Origin of the sequence: Marinomonas gallaica (assembly GCF_001639745.1) — a bacterium.
Taxonomy (GTDB): domain Bacteria; phylum Pseudomonadota; class Gammaproteobacteria; order Pseudomonadales; family Marinomonadaceae; genus Marinomonas; species Marinomonas gallaica.
In genome coordinates, this window is record NZ_LTAX01000010.1 from 13,266 (window position 1) to 32,425 (window position 19,160).

Genomic DNA, 19,160 nt, shown 5'->3' on the forward strand with positions numbered 1-19,160 from the left:
ATATTTATATTACGTTACTGTGCGGGCAGTGATTGCCCGCTATAACTGAAAATAATGATATTTTATAAAAACCATCACTTTCCCTATAGCCAAACAAACGCTGAGTCCGCAATAATAGAACTCTTAGTTAAGGAGTTCTCAATGCAAATATGGGTGGACGCCGACGCGTGTCCTAATGCAATCAAGCCAATTCTTTTTAAAGCGGCTGAACGCTGTGAAGTGCTTTGTACTTTTGTTGCGAATATGGCTGTCGCCTTACCACCGAGTAAATGGCTGGTGCGAAAAGTTGTGCCAAGTGGTTTTGATGAAGCCGATACCTACATCGAAGAAAATGTTTCCCCTGGTGATGTCGTTATTACCTCCGATATCCCGCTTGCCTCTGACTGTATTGCCCGTGGTGCGTTAGTGTTAACGTCCAAAGGTGAGCAGTACACCACTGATAACATCAAACAAAAGCTTGGTATGCGTGACTTTATGGATCAAATGCGTTCTAGCGGGTTTGATACCGGCGGCGCTGCGCCGTTTGGCGATAAAGATAAAGCAGCCTTTGCCAATGCGCTGGATCGACTGCTAGCGAAACGCGTACACTAAATCATTCCTCTGTTGAGGAGTGATTTGCTAAGCAACTCCAATGCTTAGCAAATCATTCACAGTTTGGGGTTTAATATGAAAAAAATTGTAGTATTAGGTGGTGGTGCAGGGGGCTTAGAACTTGCAACCCGTTTAGGTCATAGCCTAGGCAAGCGTAAGCATGCTCAAATCACCTTAATTGACCGTTCTCAGACGCATATTTGGAAACCGCTGTTGCATGAAGTGGCCACCGGATCCATTGATATCAACACTGATGGTCTTAACTATCGTGCTCACTCAACGAAACACCACTACACATTTAAGCTGGGCACCGCCTATGAAATTGACGCCATTAACAAGACGATTAGCCTTACTTCTATAAGCGATGATAAAGGCCACGAAGTCTTACCTGCTCGAAAAGTTGATTATGATATTTTAGTGTTGGCTGTAGGCAGTGTTAGCAATGATTTTGGCACGCCTGGGGTAGCAGAACACTGTTATTTTCTAGACTCTCATCGCCAAGCGGAACGCTTTCAACAAGCGCTTTTAACGCAGTTCTTGCGAATTCATCAACTTCCTGGAGATCAAAAATTAAATATCTCTATCGTAGGAGGTGGTGCAACTGGCGTAGAGTTATCTGCTGAGCTTTTCCATGTGGCAGAGCTGCTTAAATCGTATGGCATGGAAGAAATCACTTCTGAAAAGGTAAACGTGGAGCTCATTGAGGCAGGGGCTCGTATTCTTCCGGCGCTCCCTGAACGTATCGCTAACAACGCTAAGAAGGAGCTGGAGCAACTTGGTGTAAATGTCCTCGAAGATACCTGTATTACTGAGGCAAGTTACGAAGGCTTGATGACAAAAAAAGGCGAGCTTCACAAAGCAGATTTAATGATTTGGGCAGCTGGTGTAAAAGCGCCGAAATTTCTCAGCGAAATTGAAGGCCTTGAAACCACTCGTAACAATCAAGTGTTGGTAAAAGGTACGCTGCAAAGCACGAGTTATGATGATCTGTATGTGATTGGTGACTGCTGCGCCTGCAAGCAAGCCAATGGTTCATTCGTGCCACCGCGTGCTCAATCTGCTCATCAAATGGCGGCTTTAGTACACGATAATATTGTGGCCGAGTTCAAAGGGCAGCCTCTACAAGAATACGAATATAAAGACTATGGCTCATTGGTCAACCTCAGCAAATACAGCACAGTTGGCAGCTTAATGGGCAATCTGATGAAAGGGTCTATGTTTATAGAAGGCCGTTTGGCTCGTTTCGTATACGTATCCCTCTATCGCTTGCACTTAATTGCCATCCACGGCTGGTTTAAAGCGATGATTATTATGGCTGCGCAACGCGTTGGCAAAGTTGTTAAGCCAAAACTTAAGCTTCATTAGGCGCTAACGTTATAAGGCAGTCGGATTAAAAAAGGGGTTACTTCAATGAAGTTTCCCCTTTTTTGTGCCTATTTTATGATAACTGTATATTTAAACAGTATTGTTTACATGACGGTTTTAGTGATTTTTCCAAGGTAAACGGAATTAGATGGCAATATAAGCTTGCTGTTCTCATATTGACCAACTCTCAATCCCTCAGGCATAACGATATCTGTGACCTCATAACTTAAAGGGGAAGTGAAGTGCCCCTGATCGCCTACGTTAATGCCGACAAGAAGCATTTCTTCATCATGGGTACGGGTGAAGACCAAGATATCCTGATCGCTAAACAAGAACTCGATATCACCAGAGATCAGCGCCGGGTGGTGCTTTCTAAAATGTAAAAAGTCCCGATACGCGTGCAGAACAGAATGTCGATCACCCTGTTGTTCTGAAACGGCTAAAGGTAGGTGTAGGTCGCTGATCGGCAACCAAGGAGAATGATTGCTCGAAAACCCTCCAGTCGGTTGCTTTTCCCATGGCATCGGTGTTCGACAGCCATCTCGGCCTTTAAATTCTGGCCAAAAATTGATGCCAAATGGATCTACTAATTGATCGAATTCAAGCTGCGCTTCAGGTAGACCCAGCTCTTCTCCTTGGTACAGACACACACTACCGCGAAGCGACAATAGCATGGCCATATACACTTTGCTTTTTGCAGCACAGGCTTTGCCTTGGTTCCAGCGCGACGCCACACGCTCGACATCGTGGTTACTCATAGACCAGCAAGGCCAACCGCTTTCAAGCCCTTCCTCGATGGTCGTCATAGTGTTATGAATATGGGTCATGCTGCTGTCATGCGTGAGTAAATCAAACGAATAGCACATGTGCAGCTTGTTGTTACCTTGTGTGTATTCAGCCATGGTTTTCAATGAAAAATCACAGCCTACTTCGCCAACCGTTGTTATGCCTGTGTATTCATCCAGTAGTGCTCGCAGCCGCTCTAAAAAGGCAATGTTTTCGGGGCGTGATTTATCGTACAGGTGCAATTGGTAGCCATAAGGATTGTCCAAACTGACGCCAATACTGCCTTCGACAACCTCTTGTTTTGGCGGATTATCGCGCAGTTCAAGATCATGGAAGAAATAATTCGCCGTGTCTAAGCGGAAGCCGTCGACACCTCGATCTAACCAAAAGCGTACGCTGTCGAGTAACGCGTCTACAACCTGCGGGTTATGGAAATTTAGATCGGGCTGGCTGTTTAAGAAATTATGCAGATAATACTGTCGACGACGGCTGTCCCAATGCCAAGCGGGGCCACCGAAAACCGACAACCAGTTATTGGGAGCGGTGCCATCGGGTTTAGCATCGACCCAGACATACCAGTCTGACTTATCGTTGTCACGGCTAGAACGTGACTCTTTAAACCAAGGGTGTTGATCCGATGTGTGATTGAGTACTTGATCAATGATGACTTTAATATTGTGTTGGTGTGCTTTCGTAATGAGTTCATCAAAATCTGCTAGCTCACCAAAGATTGGGTCCACGTCGCAATAATTAGAAACGTCATAACCAAAGTCTTTCATGGGGGATGTGAAAAAAGGGGATAACCAAATGGCATCGACACCGAGGGATGCAATGTAGGCCATTTTTTGCGTGATGCCTTTTAGATCACCGATACCATCGCCATTTGAATCCATAAAACTACGCGGATAAATTTGATAAATTACGGCACCGCGCCACCAATCCGTCGTTTCTTTGCTCATCGCATACTCCTTAAAAACCGACATCTATATGTTTACCCTAGCACTAAATGTCACTAAAGCGTGTGAATTTTGATTAAGGATTAGGAATTCATTGATTGCGTTTGTAACAACTCAATAAATGCTGAGGCGGCACGACTTAACGTGCGTTGCTTATGATGAATCACACCCAATTTACGCTCTACGTTTAAGTCGGGTAGGTTCACCACGGCTAATTGATCGTTGACCACCGTCGATGGAATTAATGACCAGCCCCAGCCAATACTGACCAACATCGCTAAGGTATCAAGGTTGTTGGTGTTCATTTTGACCTGTGGACGAACGTTATTCACGGCAAACACTTTCTCGGCGATCTGGCGGGTAAAGGTGTTTTCGTGTGGCAAGACACATGGGTACTTGGAAAGTTCGATCACATCCACGTCGTCTAATTGAGCCAGCGGGTGATCAAGACTCACGACACACTGTAAAGGGTCCGACCAAATGGGAATGGCATTAAGCATGTTTTCAGACTGAGAGGACAGGGTAATGATGCCAATTTCCGCTTCGCCTTTGATAATTTGACGGTGCGCATCTTCTGACTGAGTAAAGTCGATCTTTATTTCCGCTTGCGGAAATTCTAGCTGAAATCGTTTGAGGGTCTTGGGCAAACGGTGTAACCCAATATGATGGCTAGTAGCAATGTTCAGCTCACCAGAAACATCGTCCATTTGTAACGTCATGCTACGTTTAATATCATTTAAATCATTGGCGAGGCGCTTAGCTTTGGGTAACAGTCGCGTTCCGGCCTCGGTTAAATGTATTTGACGGCCAATACGGTCAAATAATTTCACATTTAAATTCGACTCTAGTGCGGCGATGCGTTTGCTGACCGCTGGCTGGGTGATAAACAGCGCATCGGCGGCATCCGAAAAAGAATGCGTTTCCGCCACTTTAATAAACGTTAACAGCTCTTGTATGTCCATCATTCCAAATACTTATCCAAAACATGAAAAATATGAATTGGAGTAATTTAAGTACACGCAGTACTATAACGCAATGCTTAAGTAGGAGAGAAAGCAATGGCAAAAACACTTTACGACAAGTTGTGGGATAGCCACCTTGTTCAACAGCGTGACGATGGTAGTGCTTTAATCTACATCGACTTACAACTGCTTCACGAAGTAACGTCGCCACAGGCGTTTGAAGGCTTACGTCTGCATGGCCGCAAACCATGGCGTTTAACATCAAGCCTTGCTACGCCAGATCACAACGTTCCAACAACCGTGGAAGAACGTAAGAGCGGTGTGAACGGCATCGCCGATCCAGTATCAAAAATCCAAGTGACCACTTTGGACGATAACTGTGACGAATTCGGCATTACAGAATTCAAAATGACCGATATCCGCCAAGGTATCGTTCACGTAGTGGGCCCAGAGCAGGGCGCAACGATTCCGGGTATGACGGTTGTGTGTGGTGATTCGCATACATCGACTCACGGTGCATTCGGAGCATTGGCACACGGCATCGGTACGTCAGAAGTAGAACATGTACTTGCTACTCAGTGTCTAGTACAGAAAAAAATGCGCAACATGCTTGTACGCGTAGACGGTGAGTTATCACCATACGTCACGGCAAAAGACGTTGTGTTGGCGATTATCGGTGAAATCGGTACGGCTGGTGGTACCGGCTACGCCATCGAATTCGGCGGTTCAGCGATTGCATCACTTTCCATGGAAGGCCGTATGACCGTGTGTAACATGGCGATTGAAGCCGGCGCACGCGTGGGTTTGATCGCCGTTGACCAAACGACCATCGACTACGTTAAAGACCGCCCTTACGCACCGAAAGGCGCACACTGGGACATGGCTGTCGAAGCATGGAAAGATTTAGTGTCTGATAAAGACGCGGAATTTGACGAAGTGGTGGTTTTAAACGCTGCCGACATCAAGCCACAAGTAACTTGGGGTACGTCTCCTGAAATGGTCATTGCCATCGATCAAGACATCCCGCGTCCAGAAGATCAAGCAGATGCTGTGACTCGTGACGGCTACGCACGTGCTTGGAAATACATGGGCCTAGAAGGCAAGAAAACCCTTGCGGACATTACGCTAGATCGTGTGTTCATTGGTTCTTGCACCAACTCTCGTATTGAAGATTTACGCGCCGCGGCAGAAGTCGTAAAAGGCCGTAAAGTCGCTGACACGTTGAAACAAGCCATTGTTGTACCGGGTTCTGGTTTGGTGAAAGAGCAAGCCGAGAAAGAAGGCTTGGATAAAATCTTCACTGAAGCGGGTCTTGAATGGCGCGAGCCAGGCTGTTCGATGTGTCTTGCGATGAACGCTGACAAACTGGGTCACGGCGAACACTGTGCGTCAACATCAAACCGTAACTTTGAAGGTCGTCAAGGCTTCGGTGGCCGTACGCATTTGGTGAGCCCTGCGATGGCAGCCGCCGCTGCGATCGCTGGTCACTTTGTAGACGTAAACGAATTGGTTAAACACTAGGAGTTAGCGATGCGCCCATTTACAACACACACAGGTATCGCTGCGCCTTTAGACTTGGCCAACGTTGATACTGATATGATCATTCCAAAGCAGTTCTTGAAATCCATCAAGCGTACAGGCTTTGGTAAAAACTTATTCGACGAATTACGCTACGAAGACGAAGGTCAGCCAGACCAAGAATGTACTGGCCGCCCACTACGTAAAGACTTCGTGCTAAACCAAGACCGTTACCAAGGCACCAGCGTGTTGCTGGCCCGCAGTAACTTTGGTTGTGGTTCAAGCCGTGAACACGCGCCTTGGGCATTGGATGATTTCGGTATTCGCTCCGTGATCGCGCCAAGCTTTGCCGACATTTTCTACAACAACTGTTTCAAAAACGGCTTACTTCCGATTGTACTTAAGGAAGAAGAAGTGGATCAGTTGTTCGAAGAGGTCGAAGCAAACGAAGGTTACGAACTAACCGTTGACCTAGAAAATCAGACGGTTAAAACACCGTCTGGTACAGAATTCAGCTTTGACGTCGACGCGTTCCGTAAACACTGTCTACTAAACGGTTTGGATGACATCGGTCTAACACTACAGCAAGCCGACGCGATCCACGCCTACGAAGAAAAACGCATTCAAACAGCGCCTTGGTTATTCGAAGCGCGCGCATTGTAAGGAAAGAATATGTCTAAGAAAGTATTAATATTGCCGGGTGACGGTATTGGCCCAGAGATCGTTGAACAAGCGGTTCGCGTACTAGACGCAGTAAACGCTTCTTTTGACTTAGGTATTGAGCATGAGTCCGCATTAGTAGGCGGTTCTGCCTACGATGAAACGGGTTCGCCACTGCCTGAAACAACGCTAGACAAAGCCAAAGCGGCGGACTCGATCCTATTGGGTGCAGTAGGCGGTCCGAAATGGGACGGCCTAGACATGTCCGTTCGACCTGAAAAAGGTCTATTGGGTCTGCGTTCTAACCTTGAGCTATTTGCCAATTTGCGCCCAGCGATCCTGTACCCACAATTGGCCGATGCGTCCAGCTTGAAGCCTGAAATTGTTGCGGGCCTAGACATTTTGATCGTGCGTGAATTGACCGGTGGTATTTACTTCGGTCAACCACGTGGCATCCGCACGATAGAAAACGGCGAGCGTGAAGGCTTCAACACTTACGTGTACAGCGAGTCTGAAATTCGCCGTATCGCGCATTCTGCCTTTGAAGCAGCACGTCAGCGTGGCAAACGCGTGTGTTCTATCGATAAATCCAACGTACTGGAAGTGACGGTTCTGTGGAAAGAAGTCATGGAAGAAGTCGCCAAAGAATACCCAGATGTTGAACTGTCGCACATGTTGGTCGACAACGCTGCAATGCAGCTGGTGCGCGCGCCGAAGCAATTTGACGTCATGGTAACCGGCAACATGTTCGGTGATATTTTGTCAGATGCGGCAGCCATGTTGACAGGCTCTATCGGTATGCTACCTTCTGCTTCTCTGAACGCAAAAGGTCAAGGCATGTACGAGCCTTGTCACGGTTCAGCACCCGATATCGCAGGCAAAGGTATCGCAAACCCATTGGCGACGATCCTTTCTGTTGCTATGATGTTGCGCTATTCATTGAATGCAAAAGATGCAGCGGACGCGATTGAAGCCGCTGTAAGCAAAGTGCTTGACCAAGGTCTTCGCACAGCAGATATCGCTTCAGAGGGAAGCGAAACAGTAAGCACATCACAAATGGGTGATGCTGTACTTGCTGCATTAAGCGCTTAATTCATAATAATTAAGCATTAACTCGGGATACTGCTCTTGGTATGAGTAGACCCACCCTAAAAAAGGTAAAAAAACCATGTCAAAACACACTGTAGGTTTAGTCGGCTGGCGCGGAATGGTAGGTTCTGTGCTGATGCAACGTATGCGTGAAGAGAACGATTTCGATCATATTGATCCAGTGTTCTTCTCTACGTCCCAAACGGGTCAAGCTGGCCCAGATATTGGTAAAGATATTCCACTTTTACAAGACGCAATGGATATTGAGTCACTGAAAAAGATGGATGTCATTATTACGTGTCAAGGTGGTGATTACACTAAAGCGGTCTACCCACAGTTGCGTAATGCTGGTTGGAATGGCTACTGGATCGACGCCGCGTCTTCGCTGCGTATGGACAAAGATGCCATCATCGTCCTAGATCCAGTCAACCAAAACGTGATCAAGCAAGGTTTGCAAGATGGCGTTAAAACTTACGTGGGTGGTAACTGTACTGTTTCATTGATGCTTCTTGCTCTAGGCGGCCTGTTTGAAAAAGGCCACATCGAGTGGATGACCTCCATGACATACCAAGCGGCGTCTGGTGGCGGTGCACGTCACATGCGTGAATTGATCAATCAGTTTGGTCTATTGAACGCAGAAGTGGCGTCTGAGTTGGCTGATCCAGCCAGTGCGATCCTAGACATCGACCGTAAAGTGGCAGATAAAATGCGCTCTGGTACGCTTCCAACTGACCAGTTTGGCGTACCACTAGCGGGTTCTTTGATCCCTTACATCGACAGCCAACTTGATAACGGCCAAAGCCGTGAAGAGTGGAAAGCACAAGCGGAATGTAACAAGATCCTAGGCATCGATGGCAAGCCAATCCCAGTGGACGGTCTATGTGTACGTATCGGTGCGATGCGCTGTCACAGCCAGGCGTACACCATCAAGCTAAACAAAGATATCCCAGTCGCGGACATCGAAGGCTTGCTTGCAGAGCACAACCAATGGGTTGATGTGGTACCAAACGACAAAGAAGCCACTATGCAGCGTCTAACGCCTACTGTTGCCACTGGTACACTTGGTATTCCAGTCGGTCGTATCCGTAAACTGAACATGGGCCCTGAATACATCAGCGCCTTCTCAGTCGGTGACCAACTACTTTGGGGTGCAGCAGAGCCACTACGTCGTATGTTGCGTATCCTGATTGAAGGCTAATTGGCTTTTGGTGGATTGAGTTTGAAAGACCCGCTGCTGGAAGGTAGCGGGTTTTTTTGTTTTAGTTTAATGTCAGCAATTCCATTTTCATATATTGTTTTTCATTGGACTTTGCACTAGTTAATTTATGAGGGAGACAAATTGAATATAATCAAAATACAAGACCAACTCGATCGAAATCGAAGGTCAGTTGCTTTTGATAGCTATGACATTACTCTAAAACAAATTTACGACATGGTGCTTGAGGGAATGGTAGATATAGCACCTGAATATCAAAGGCATTTTGTTTGGGATGATGCAAGGCAATCAGCCTTGATAGAGTCACTTTTTCTTGGTATTCCAATTCCTAGCTTATTTATGGCAACAAATCGTGATGCATCATGGGAAGTTATTGATGGTTTGCAACGCTTAACCACAATTCTTAATTTTATTGGTGATGAAGATTCCTTATCTAGACAAGGAATCCAACATAAGAAATTGAAGTTAAGTGGACTTGAAAAATTAGACTCAATGAATGGACTCAGATACGAGGATTTTCCAAAGTCAATGCAGTTCATGCTACAAACTAGGGCGCTAAGAATCACAGTTCTGAATGATCGAAGTGACTTCAATGTTCGATATGATCTCTTTGAAAGGTTAAATACTGGTGGTGTTACTCTTCATGAGCAAGAGATTAGAAATTGTGTATTTATTGGTGAGTTTAATGACTTTCTAAAGGAGCTTTCTGATAATGAGGACTTTAGATCTGTTGTAAAAATGACTGAGAAGTCAGAAAGACTAGGTAGCTATGAAGAGTTAGTTCTCCGATTTTTTGCATATCATGAGGACTATGATTTATTTGCACATGGAGTTAAAGAATTTCTAAATGACTTTATGGAGAAAAAGACAAAAGAGTTTAAAGATAAGAAAAGATTGAAAGAGTTATTTGAAAGCACTTTTAGAGTTTTGAATGAGAACTTGCCAGATGGTATTGTCAGAGGAGTAAGAAAAAATATAACTCCTATAGTTCTTTATGAGGCAATATCTGTCGGTTGTGCTAAAGCACTGTTTTCCGGTCAAGCATGTACATTTGAAAACCTTGCAGAATTATTGAACAATTCTGAATTGAAAAAATGTACTACAGGTGCAACAAACAGTAAAAAGATGCTTGAAAAGAGGGTGACTATAGTTAGGGATTCAATTCTAAATGCCATTTAGTTTCGTTCGATCTAAGTCTAGAGAGCGCTTTTCTGAAGTGTTAGTGAATTTAGCTTTCATAGAACATAGTGAAGGATTGACAGATTACTCCGTAGAGTCAAAAATTATGCGAGGGTTATATTATGTTCATTTGTATTCGGCCTTAGAAAAAACTGTTAACGAAGTAATCGAACAAACTATTTTGCTTGTTTCGCAATGTCAGGTTAAGAATAGACATTATGAGAACTCCTTCAATGTGATCTCTTTAAACTCAAAAATGCAAGCTTTCAAACAGTGTAGTAGTAAAAACTATTTTTCTAAATCTATAGAATTGTTTGAAAGCATAGAGTCTGATGAAATTTTTACTTTAAATAATACGGTTTTAGCGGAAAACCTCCAGAATGTTTGGTATAAGACTTTGGTTGAGACCATTAAAAGCTTTGGAGCAGATCCAATCAATGTAGATCCAAGAATTAGGGCTACAATTGATGAGGTAGTTAATAACCGTAATGCTGTTGCCCATGGTAGGGAGACTCCTGTTTTAGTTGGTGAAAGGCATAGAGCCGAAATCTTAAGAAGGAAGACTCAGGATATACAAACAGTGATTGAGCAATTTATATCTACTTTTGAAGACTATGTAAATAATAGAAAATATATAAATCCTTTACATTTAAGTGAATATGACATTTAAATTATTTGATAGACCGAGATTAATTGAGACATCCACCCTAAAAAGTGGCTCGTAGCTCAATTCTAATCAGTTCTTCTAAATAGGCCAGTTCTAACCATAGCTGGCTTTCTGGAGTTACTCAGAGTAATTAATTAGGACACCAAACTAATTAAGACACCCACCTAAAAAAGTGACTCATAACTCAATTCTAAAAGTGTCAAACAACCAGCCAGTTTCAATCGAGACTGGCTTTTTTGTGCGTGTTAGTTGGGAAATAGGCTTTATTTAAACTGTTTTGTTGAATTTGAGGCGAGTGGGTGCCTTACCATTAAGGTAATAGCAAAAGGGCGAAGGGGATTTGTTAGACTAGTAGCTGTCTCTTTGGCCTTCGTTAAGTTAATCAAGACACCCATCTTAAAAAGTGACTTCTAGTTCAGTTCTTCTAAGTTAGCCAGTTCAGGGTTAATCAAGACACCCACTTTAAAAAGTGACTGGCACTTCAATTCTAACCAGTGCCAAACGCCTAGCCAGATTCAGTCGAAACTGGCTTTTTTACGTCTGAATTGACACTTAAGGGGGTTATTTCGTAGATTTTAACGAATTAAAGGCGATTTATTACCCTGCAAGGAAAGCAATATAGAAAGTAGAGAATCGACAGTTATTGGGACACCCACCCTAAAAAGTGACTCGTTGAGTTATTGAGATACCCACCTTTTAAAAGTGGCATATAGTCTTTTTGTTTTATATATGCTAGATTTATTCAAATTTTTTAAATAATTTTACTTTAAAAAGTATAAGGATATATTTTGATTATTAAAAATAGATTTCTACTTCCAGCAATTGCACTATCTTTAACTGGCTGCGCTCAGCTTCCAGCAGATACAAATGAGCGTTTAGGTCAATTTACAGCGGCCTCTTCATTCAATGTCAGGCATCTGGATTATGAAAAAGATTCCAACACAGTTTCTTATACAAAAGGGAAAGCTTGTTATAGAGTAAACCTACACAATTTAGCCTATATTTCAGGCCCAAAAGATAATCTAATGCAACGCGCAATGGATGATGCTATCAGAGCTGGTCAGCAACAAGGTATTGATGGCGATCTTTTGGTGAATACAAGAATAGAACGAATTACCGAGTATGAAGAAGGCAGCTTCTTTTTGGAGCCAAAGAAAAGGTTTGAGTGTCTTGTTGTACAAGGTGATTTAGTCCGCTTAAAAAAGTAAAATGCTAATTGAGACGCCCACCTTAAAAAGTGTCTCGTAACTCAGTTCTAACTAATGCCAAACAACTAGCCAGTTTCAGCCGAGACTGGCTTTTTTGTACGTGTTAGTTGGGAAGTTGGCTTTATTTGAACTGTTTTGACGAATTTTAGGCGAGTGGATGCCTTACCGATGAGGCAATAGCAAAGGTGTGGAGGGAGAAGTTAATCAAGACACCCATCTTAAAAAGTGACTTCTAGTTCAGTTCTTCTAAGTTAGCCAGTTCCATCCAAGGCTGGATTTTTATGCATTTTAGTTGAAAGATTGGCTGTATCAGAGCTGTTTTGGCGGTTTTAAAGCGAGTAGGTGCCTTACCCATTAGGCAATGGTAAAAGCGAGGAGGGGAATAGCCCGATTAGGCCAGTAGCTTTTTAGATTTCCTGATCTTAGGTCTTCGTTTGTAGCCTGCATTTTGGTAGTAGTTGGATAGAATGGCTTCTGTGCCAACGGCGGCTAAGGTATGTTGTTCAAATTGTGTCGCGATGGTGAGCCAGTTTTCGGATGGGATATTGAGACGCTGCAAGATGGGGGCAAAAGATAAGTCGATGCTGCCGCGTTTATCTTGGCGCACAATGCGGCCAGTCAGATCGACAAGTTCAAGATAATCTTCGAGTTTAAAGGGTAAGCCTTTGGGTTGATCTTCTCGTGGATTACCAATAAATGGATGAAGTGTTTTAGGCTGTTGGTTTTGCTTAGCGCTGTGAATGCGTTTTTTGATGCTGGTATGGTCAGAGTGCTCAGGTGTATCAGTCATTTTAGCGCGTACTGGATTTAGATCGACATAGGCCATGCAGGCCATCAGTGCGGCTTCGTCGAGTAGGGCTTGGGATTTGAATCGACCTTCCCAGAACCTACCGGTACATTGGTCTTCGAAGTTGGCATGACGTGCGATATTTTCATTTAGTTCTCTCAGAAACCAACTGATGTCCATTAGCCGTTGGCGATAAGATTCGACGGTTGCATCCAGTAATGGCTGTAAGTAGTCAGGCACTTGGCCTTGCAGCATGTATTGTTGAGTGATCATTGTCCCTTTATGAATGCTGTGCCAGCGCTGTAACACTTCATCTGCTGTCCAGTTTTTGGCAGTCTCGCCATCGATGAATAATACGAGGTGGGTGTGATTAGTTAATTAGGACACCCACTTTAAAAAGTGACTGGTACTTCAATTCTAACCAGTGCCAAACGCCTAGCCAGATTCAGTCGAAACTGGCTTTTTTACGTCTGAATTGACACTTAAGGGGGTTATTTCGTAGATTTTAACGAATTAAAGGCGAGTGATTACCCTGCAAGGAAAGCAATATAGAAAGTAGAGAATGGAGTGGAGTTAGGCGAGTAGCTGTTTCGCTTTGCTGATTTTTGGCCTTCGTTTATAGTCGGCGTTTTGGTAGTAGTTGGATAGAATGGCTTCTGTGTCGACGGCGGCGAAGGTGTGTTGTTCGAATTGGGTGGCGATGGTGAGCCAGTTTTCCGACGGGATATTGAGGCGTTGTAATATTGGGGCGAAGGATAGGTCTATGCCACCGCGTTTATTTTGGCGCACGATACGTCCAGTGAGATCGACAAGCTCTAGGTAGTCTTCAAGTTTAAAGGGTAGACCTTTGGGTTGATTTTTTCGTGGATTGCCAATAAATGGATAGAGTGTTTTAGGTTGTTGGTTTTGCTTCGCGCTGTGAATACGTCTTTTGATACTGGTGTGGTCAGAGTGCTCAGGAGTATCAGTCATTTTAGCGCGTACTGGATTTAGATCGACATAGGCCATGCAGGCCATCAGTGCGGCTTCGTCGAGTAAGGCTTGAGATTTGAATCGACCTTCCCAGAACCTACCGGTACATTGGTCTTCTAAGTTGGCTTGACGTGCGATATTTTCGTTCAACTCTCTCAGAAACCAGCTGATGTCCATTAGCCGTTGGCGATATGATTCGACAGTTGCATCCAGTAATGGCAGTAGATATTCCGGTACTTGTCCTTGCAGCATATATTGCTGGGTGATCATGGCGCCTTTATGAATGGTATGCCATCGGGTTAGGACTTCTTCTGTTGTCCAGCTCTCTGCAGCTTCATGATCTATAAAGAGAACTAGGTGAGTGTGGTTGCTCATGACCGCATAAGCGCAAACCTTGATGGCAAAGGTACAGCTTAGAAATAGCAATCGTTTTTCAACCCACTCCCTTCGGTGTTCATAGCTTTGACCAGTCACTGGGTCTTCGCCACAAAGAAAGGCTCGACGAACACAACGGGAAACACAGTGGTAGTAGGGCGTGTCGGCAATACTTATGAGTTGGCTTCTTGGCTTTGGCATATTTAATTCTCGATCCTTGAGATAATTTGTTAAGTTTAGCTCATAACTGTATAAATATACAGTTATGGTTTTTTCTCTTACCGTTTATGAGTGCGATCGGGGAAATAGCTTCTAGGGTAGGGGCGGTGCCAACGGTAGAAGAAGTGTTGCTAAAACAGTAACAGTTATTCGAAGGTGATGTTGAATGATATTTTACGTATATAAGTTATCGATCTTATCTTTTTTGTGCTGCAATAAGTGTTCGGTACTTTGCTGGTGTAATCTTAACGATGCTCTTAAATTCTCTCACTAAATGAGACTGGTCAGAGAAACCGCACTCCAAAGCGATATGAGTTAGAGTGCTATCTGTTTTTGTTTTGATCTCATTCATTGCATGGCGAACACGATATATCCGCTCCAAATGCTTTGGTGTAATGCCACACTGATGCTTGATATGTCTTTCTAGCTGGCGCTGACTAAGGGGGATTTGATCGAGGGCATCAAGAAGAGAAGTGTGCTCGCTGAGCTGTTGAATAAAAGCTCGCGTGAAATCGGCAATATGATTATGCGTTTGGCTAAAGTCAAAAAAGGGCTCTAAGACTTTTTTAAAGTCTGTTAAATCGGAGCAGCATCTTGCTTTTTTCGCAATGAAAGCTAGGTTTTTAGGATCAGTTAGAGGATGTCCGAAAGATTCTAATTGAGTGAAGCCTGCCGGTTGAAAGCGAAGCCCAAAAAGTAACATTTCAGATGAGTACCTAAGCTTTTTGGATTGTATAGAATGTCGTTGAAAGTCATAGGCGTATTTGATTGGTGCATCGTCAACGAGGGCACTTCCTTTTATTAAAAATGTGACGCCTGTCCCAGCATCACTTGGAAGCCATACCTCTCCAGCCAAAGCGCTACGTGCAAGCCAAATGGCCTGCACATACTTACTGGCATCACCTTGAGGTGCTTCTATATCGAGAGAAAGCGCTTCAGTCATTGAAGTCCACGTTTGGCTTAAACATTTTGACGACTCGATTCCAGCTATTGATCGCATTAATAGCAATCGTTAGGGTTAACAAAGCCTCATCATCGAATTCTTGGGTCAATTTTGCATAAAACATATCGTCAATCGCTTCAGATTGCGTCAGTTTTTCACACAACTCAAGCGCTAGGCATTCTTTAGCGGTGTAAAAGGGCATATCACGCCATGCACTCAATCCAATAATTCTATTATTATTTTCCCCATACTGTCGCGCTTGCTTCGTGTGCATTGCAATACAGTAGGCACATTGATTTAGTTGTGATGAGCGTAGCTTAACTAACTCCCAAATCGTGAGACCAAAAGTCTCTTCCACATTTTGCTTGATCAATACCTCTTGATCAAAAAGGTGATTTAGTAAGGTAGAGGGTAAATTGACGTAATCAGCTCTTTTCATTGCTTCTCTCCGTTAGGTTTGAAAGGCAGTATAAGTGCGAAGATTGCTGAATAATTGAATAAAATCGACGTTTATTCTGAATTAAACCTGTCATCAATAATTAATGGCAGGGCGCTATTTTCCCGAATCAAGTGCGAGTATCTTGCGAGGTGAGCAATATTGTCTTTAATTAGGTAAGTTATATGTTGCTATCGGATGTGAATCGTCATTAGTCAGCAAGACTATTTTTATGAGTTCACTTTCAGCGTAAGCGATCTTAATCAGCCATTCAAAAATGGTGTGCTCACATGCTATCTAAGAGATAAAGAAGCGTTAATTAAGACACCTACCTTAAAAAGTGACTCATACGTTCTGTACAGAATTTAGTTTTTCTTTGCTTCCCGTAAGAATGATTGGTCGTAGATTAACGCGAAAAGGCTTTTTGTAGGCAAGCGTACGGTTTGGTGAGGTTTCGTTAATAAGGTAAAATTACCAGCACATTCATAGGTCTATTTAGGTGGTATTTTGGGCTTTTTTAATAACTGGAATACGGCTGGTAAGATTGGTTACGTGATGCATGGGTTAACCGTTGAGCAGGGGGCTTCTCTTAAGGAAGGGGCATGTCACTCTGTGGTGAAGGCCTATGGCTGGAAGCAGGCTACGTTGTTAGCGGAGGAGCTCAAGTTAAGGCTGGATGAGTTTGAAGCCTATCGTGTGGTGTCGAAAATGATTGCTTACTACGTATATGGTAGAGCACTAGGAAGCCAAGATGCGCAAGCGGCGGCGTATGCTTTTTTAGAAGGGACAGGTGCGCTTAATGATTTGAACTGGGAAGATGAGAGCGATCCAGTTGTGTCTAGAATATTGGCTCAGCAAAGTTCATCTGACAACGCTAAAAACTAATTTGAATCCTATATTTTGATTATATTTGTCAATTTAGCGTACAAAGTGGATCTTAACGTCGGTCGGTATTCAAAGCATTTTATTAGGCGTAGCATGGGTTGCAATATTTAAGACGAATACCGTCTCTATTGAATGCAGGCGTTCCAACAAGGAGTACCAGATGCAACCTAAATTTACTGTTCAAATTGATTCTTTCAAGAAAATTAAGCAGATCGATAATGCGTGGTCTGATTCTGACTATAAAGCCATGCTAGCGTTGATGGGCTTTGATGATGATGTTGAAGCGATGAGTTCGTCGGAGCTGCGCGAAATGTGCATGATGTCATTTAACGATCAAACACCTCAAGAGGCGGCAGCGATTGTACTAACACATCTTTTCCCTGAGTTGACAGAAGGTAAGGTAGATCAAATAAGTCACGACATGCTGGATGATCGCGCTTGGGAGCAGTATCCAAACTGCCTTTATCACGAATCTTTGTTTAGCGCCTACGCACTGTTGCGAGAAGCCTTCAATGGGACCTTTGCGCAGCCAACGGGTGTTGCATTAGAGCTGACGGTATCGGCGGCCAATGACGAGGATATGGAGATTTTTGATACCTCACCGCAGTCTGCGATGGTGCGTTTATTGGCCAACGGTCAAAGTGAAGATGCTTTAATACACCGCCTTTATGAAGATCAGATACAAGGTGATACGTTCGAAGAAGCACCTGGCATTATTTGGCAGCTGCAACAAATCACTGATAACGGCTCATCTCGTCAATTCAGCTTGCTGAGCTCTGAATTTTGGTTTGGAAGTTTTGAAGACATCGAAACATTTGAAGCTACATCACATGCGGATTCTTAAATTTCAATAACCTCCACTGACATTTTTTGCAATCAGCCAGCTTTATTAACAGCTGGCTTTTTTATAATGCCATTAAAGTGGCATAGCCATATTTTGGTTCTTTGATTGTAGTCTACAATTTCAGCATCCTAATCCTAGATAAGGTACCTGCTTACTAAAAAGTAAATTTCGTAATTACACTAATCAATAGTATTTTCAGACTTATCTGCCGCGGCATCCATTTTAACGGATTTGACGGCTTGATCTGTTACCAAGCAGAGTCCTTTAGCATGCTCGACGGCATCGCCAGCACTTTGAATAAAAGCAAAAGGTACTTGGTAATCAGCATATTCATTGGCTGCGGACGTGATTTTTTCCGATCGATCGTTAGGTTTTAAGTCACGAATATAAACGGCTAAGATCCTGTCTGGATAAGCTTTAGCAATCTTTAAATAGGCGTAAACATCCTGCTGTCCTGAATCACCGACCAAGACTAACTTTAAGTTTGGGTATGTTTTCAAGATGGTTTTAATACGATCAGTTTTATAATCTTGGTGGCCACTTTTAAACCAGCGGTCTTCACGTAAGCCAAAATCTTTTAGCAATATTGGCCCTTTTGGAAGGTTGTTGATACGTATAAATTCGGCGATCAAATCGTAAATATTCCACGGGCTGCTGGAGACATAGAAAAACGGGTTATTAGCGTTACCCGTAGTGCCTTTATGCAAGGCGCTGTAAAACTCCGACGTGCCAGGTAATAGCGTGCGACTGTGGGCATTGTTGAACAGGACGGTTTTTGTATGTTTCAAAAAGCTTGTGGCACCTGTGTGCATGATGGTGTCGTCCACATCGCTGACTACGCCAAACTCGGTATTATCATCAGGTATGGATATCTCTGCCACGGTATACTTTTGCGCTTTGGGCAGCCCAGTGTCAGCGGGTTGTAACGTGACTTTTGTCCAAGGTTGTTCGACATCTTTTTTGGGTGGAGTAGGCCATCGGTAGTGAAAGTAGCCATTGCCATCGGTATAGACATTTCGTTTGTCAGCACCAAGTGTCAGTTGAATTTCTGTGAAAGGGATTTCCGCGCTCTGGTAACGACGCATCATGTGTACGAAGTTTTTCCAGTTACTGTCTTCGATGGTTCCTTGCACACCCTTGGCTTCTAACAATCGACCGGAAACCCATAATTCATCTCTCGTACCGTAGGTCATATAAGGCTCTACGATCACTGGTGCGTAGCCACGCCAACGTTTGAAGCGATGCTTGAGCTTGTCATAGCGCCTCTCAAGGCGGTATACACATCGGCGAACAGTTTTATGCATTCTAAATCCTAGAAATAAGGCCTGATGATAGTTGAACGGTGGTTTATGCTGTGAGGCTATCAAATATGCTACGTATAGTAAAAAATAACGTATTAGTCTTGTCTTTGATGACCATTGTTCGATGAATTATAGGGGATGAACCGTATTCTTTGAACATTGTGTTTTTAGCGTACTTCTTTGCATATTCGAAGAAAGTCA

Annotated in this window: 18 protein-coding genes; 11 read left to right on the forward strand and 7 right to left on the reverse strand. The window is 43.7% G+C overall.

Going from position 1 to position 19,160, the window contains the following annotated elements:
* Nucleotides 1-141 precede the first annotated feature (141 nt).
* Nucleotides 142-591, forward strand: coding sequence for a YaiI/YqxD family protein (locus tag AYW76_RS10845; protein WP_067037946.1), 450 nt, complete (start codon nucleotides 142-144; stop codon nucleotides 589-591).
* A 75-nt stretch (nucleotides 592-666) separates the two neighbouring features.
* Nucleotides 667-1,956, forward strand: a complete 1,290-nt coding sequence (locus AYW76_RS10850; protein WP_067219715.1) for an NAD(P)/FAD-dependent oxidoreductase — start codon at nucleotides 667-669, stop codon at nucleotides 1,954-1,956.
* A 104-nt stretch (nucleotides 1,957-2,060) separates the two neighbouring features.
* Here AYW76_RS10850 and AYW76_RS10855 read toward each other — a convergent pair whose 3' ends face one another.
* Together AYW76_RS10855 and AYW76_RS10860 are read right to left on the reverse strand one after the other, a co-directional pair.
* Entirely contained in the window at nucleotides 2,061-3,701 is a 1,641-nt protein-coding gene (locus AYW76_RS10855; protein WP_067219718.1) for an alpha-glucosidase, read from the reverse strand.
* 80 nt (nucleotides 3,702-3,781) lie between these two features.
* Nucleotides 3,782-4,663, reverse strand: coding sequence for a LysR family transcriptional regulator (locus tag AYW76_RS10860; protein WP_082866198.1), 882 nt, complete (start codon nucleotides 4,661-4,663; stop codon nucleotides 3,782-3,784).
* Between the two features lie 93 nt (nucleotides 4,664-4,756).
* Here AYW76_RS10860 and leuC point away from each other — a divergent pair, with 93 nt between their 5' ends.
* The 7 genes from leuC (at nucleotide 4,757) to AYW76_RS10895 (ending at nucleotide 12,197) form a co-directional block, all read left to right on the forward strand.
* Nucleotides 4,757-6,181 carry a 3-isopropylmalate dehydratase large subunit gene (gene leuC / locus AYW76_RS10865; RefSeq protein WP_067219721.1) on the forward strand — a complete coding sequence of 475 codons (1,425 nt, stop codon included), beginning with the start codon at nucleotides 4,757-4,759 and terminating at the stop codon, nucleotides 6,179-6,181.
* 9 nt (nucleotides 6,182-6,190) lie between these two features.
* Entirely contained in the window at nucleotides 6,191-6,841 is a 651-nt protein-coding gene (gene leuD, locus AYW76_RS10870; RefSeq protein ID WP_067219727.1) for a 3-isopropylmalate dehydratase small subunit, read from the forward strand.
* Nucleotides 6,842-6,850: 9 nt separating this feature from the next.
* Complete coding sequence (gene leuB / locus AYW76_RS10875) at nucleotides 6,851-7,930, forward strand: 3-isopropylmalate dehydrogenase (protein ID WP_067219730.1); 1,080 nt, start codon at nucleotides 6,851-6,853, stop codon at nucleotides 7,928-7,930.
* A gap of 76 nt (nucleotides 7,931-8,006) precedes the next feature.
* On the forward strand, nucleotides 8,007-9,125 hold the full coding sequence (gene asd, locus AYW76_RS10880) for an aspartate-semialdehyde dehydrogenase (protein ID WP_067219734.1): 1,119 nt from the start codon (nucleotides 8,007-8,009) through the stop codon (nucleotides 9,123-9,125).
* Between the two features lie 141 nt (nucleotides 9,126-9,266).
* Nucleotides 9,267-10,322, forward strand: coding sequence for a DUF262 domain-containing protein (locus tag AYW76_RS10885; RefSeq protein WP_067219738.1), 1,056 nt, complete (start codon nucleotides 9,267-9,269; stop codon nucleotides 10,320-10,322).
* Complete coding sequence (locus tag AYW76_RS10890; protein WP_067219742.1) at nucleotides 10,312-10,992, forward strand: MAE_28990/MAE_18760 family HEPN-like nuclease; 681 nt, start codon at nucleotides 10,312-10,314, stop codon at nucleotides 10,990-10,992. The genes AYW76_RS10885 and AYW76_RS10890 overlap by 11 nt, the downstream gene beginning before the upstream one ends.
* A gap of 785 nt (nucleotides 10,993-11,777) precedes the next feature.
* Nucleotides 11,778-12,197: a hypothetical protein gene (locus tag AYW76_RS10895; protein WP_067219745.1), complete on the forward strand. Its 420-nt coding sequence runs from the start codon at nucleotides 11,778-11,780 to the stop codon at nucleotides 12,195-12,197.
* A gap of 391 nt (nucleotides 12,198-12,588) precedes the next feature.
* Here the strand turns inward: AYW76_RS10895 and AYW76_RS10900 are convergent, their stop codons facing one another.
* The 4 genes from AYW76_RS10900 to AYW76_RS10915 all read right to left on the reverse strand — a co-directional run bounded on the left by AYW76_RS10900 (nucleotide 12,589) and on the right by AYW76_RS10915 (nucleotide 15,932).
* Entirely contained in the window at nucleotides 12,589-13,293 is a 705-nt protein-coding gene (locus tag AYW76_RS10900) for a transposase (RefSeq protein ID WP_156489066.1), read from the reverse strand.
* Nucleotides 13,294-13,557: 264 nt separating this feature from the next.
* A complete protein-coding gene (locus AYW76_RS10905) occupies nucleotides 13,558-14,532 on the reverse strand; it encodes a transposase (RefSeq protein ID WP_067219754.1) in 975 nt (324 codons plus the stop codon).
* 214 nt (nucleotides 14,533-14,746) lie between these two features.
* A complete protein-coding gene (locus AYW76_RS10910; protein WP_067219758.1) occupies nucleotides 14,747-15,493 on the reverse strand; it encodes a helix-turn-helix domain-containing protein in 747 nt (248 codons plus the stop codon).
* Nucleotides 15,486-15,932: a carboxymuconolactone decarboxylase family protein gene (locus tag AYW76_RS10915; RefSeq protein ID WP_067219762.1), complete on the reverse strand. Its 447-nt coding sequence runs from the start codon at nucleotides 15,930-15,932 to the stop codon at nucleotides 15,486-15,488. Before AYW76_RS10915 ends, AYW76_RS10910 begins: the two co-directional genes overlap by 8 nt.
* Before the next feature lie 504 nt (nucleotides 15,933-16,436).
* On the opposite strand from AYW76_RS10915, the gene AYW76_RS10920 reads away from it, so the two are divergent.
* Together AYW76_RS10920 and AYW76_RS10925 are read left to right on the forward strand one after the other, a co-directional pair.
* On the forward strand, nucleotides 16,437-16,814 hold the full coding sequence (locus AYW76_RS10920; protein WP_067219765.1) for a hypothetical protein: 378 nt from the start codon (nucleotides 16,437-16,439) through the stop codon (nucleotides 16,812-16,814).
* Between the two features lie 160 nt (nucleotides 16,815-16,974).
* Nucleotides 16,975-17,658: a hypothetical protein gene (locus tag AYW76_RS10925; protein ID WP_067219768.1), complete on the forward strand. Its 684-nt coding sequence runs from the start codon at nucleotides 16,975-16,977 to the stop codon at nucleotides 17,656-17,658.
* A gap of 179 nt (nucleotides 17,659-17,837) precedes the next feature.
* On the opposite strand, the gene AYW76_RS10930 is transcribed toward AYW76_RS10925, so the two are convergent.
* On the reverse strand, nucleotides 17,838-18,962 hold the full coding sequence (locus AYW76_RS10930; RefSeq protein ID WP_067219772.1) for an App1 family protein: 1,125 nt from the start codon (nucleotides 18,960-18,962) through the stop codon (nucleotides 17,838-17,840).
* Between the last annotated feature and the right edge of the window lie 198 nt (nucleotides 18,963-19,160).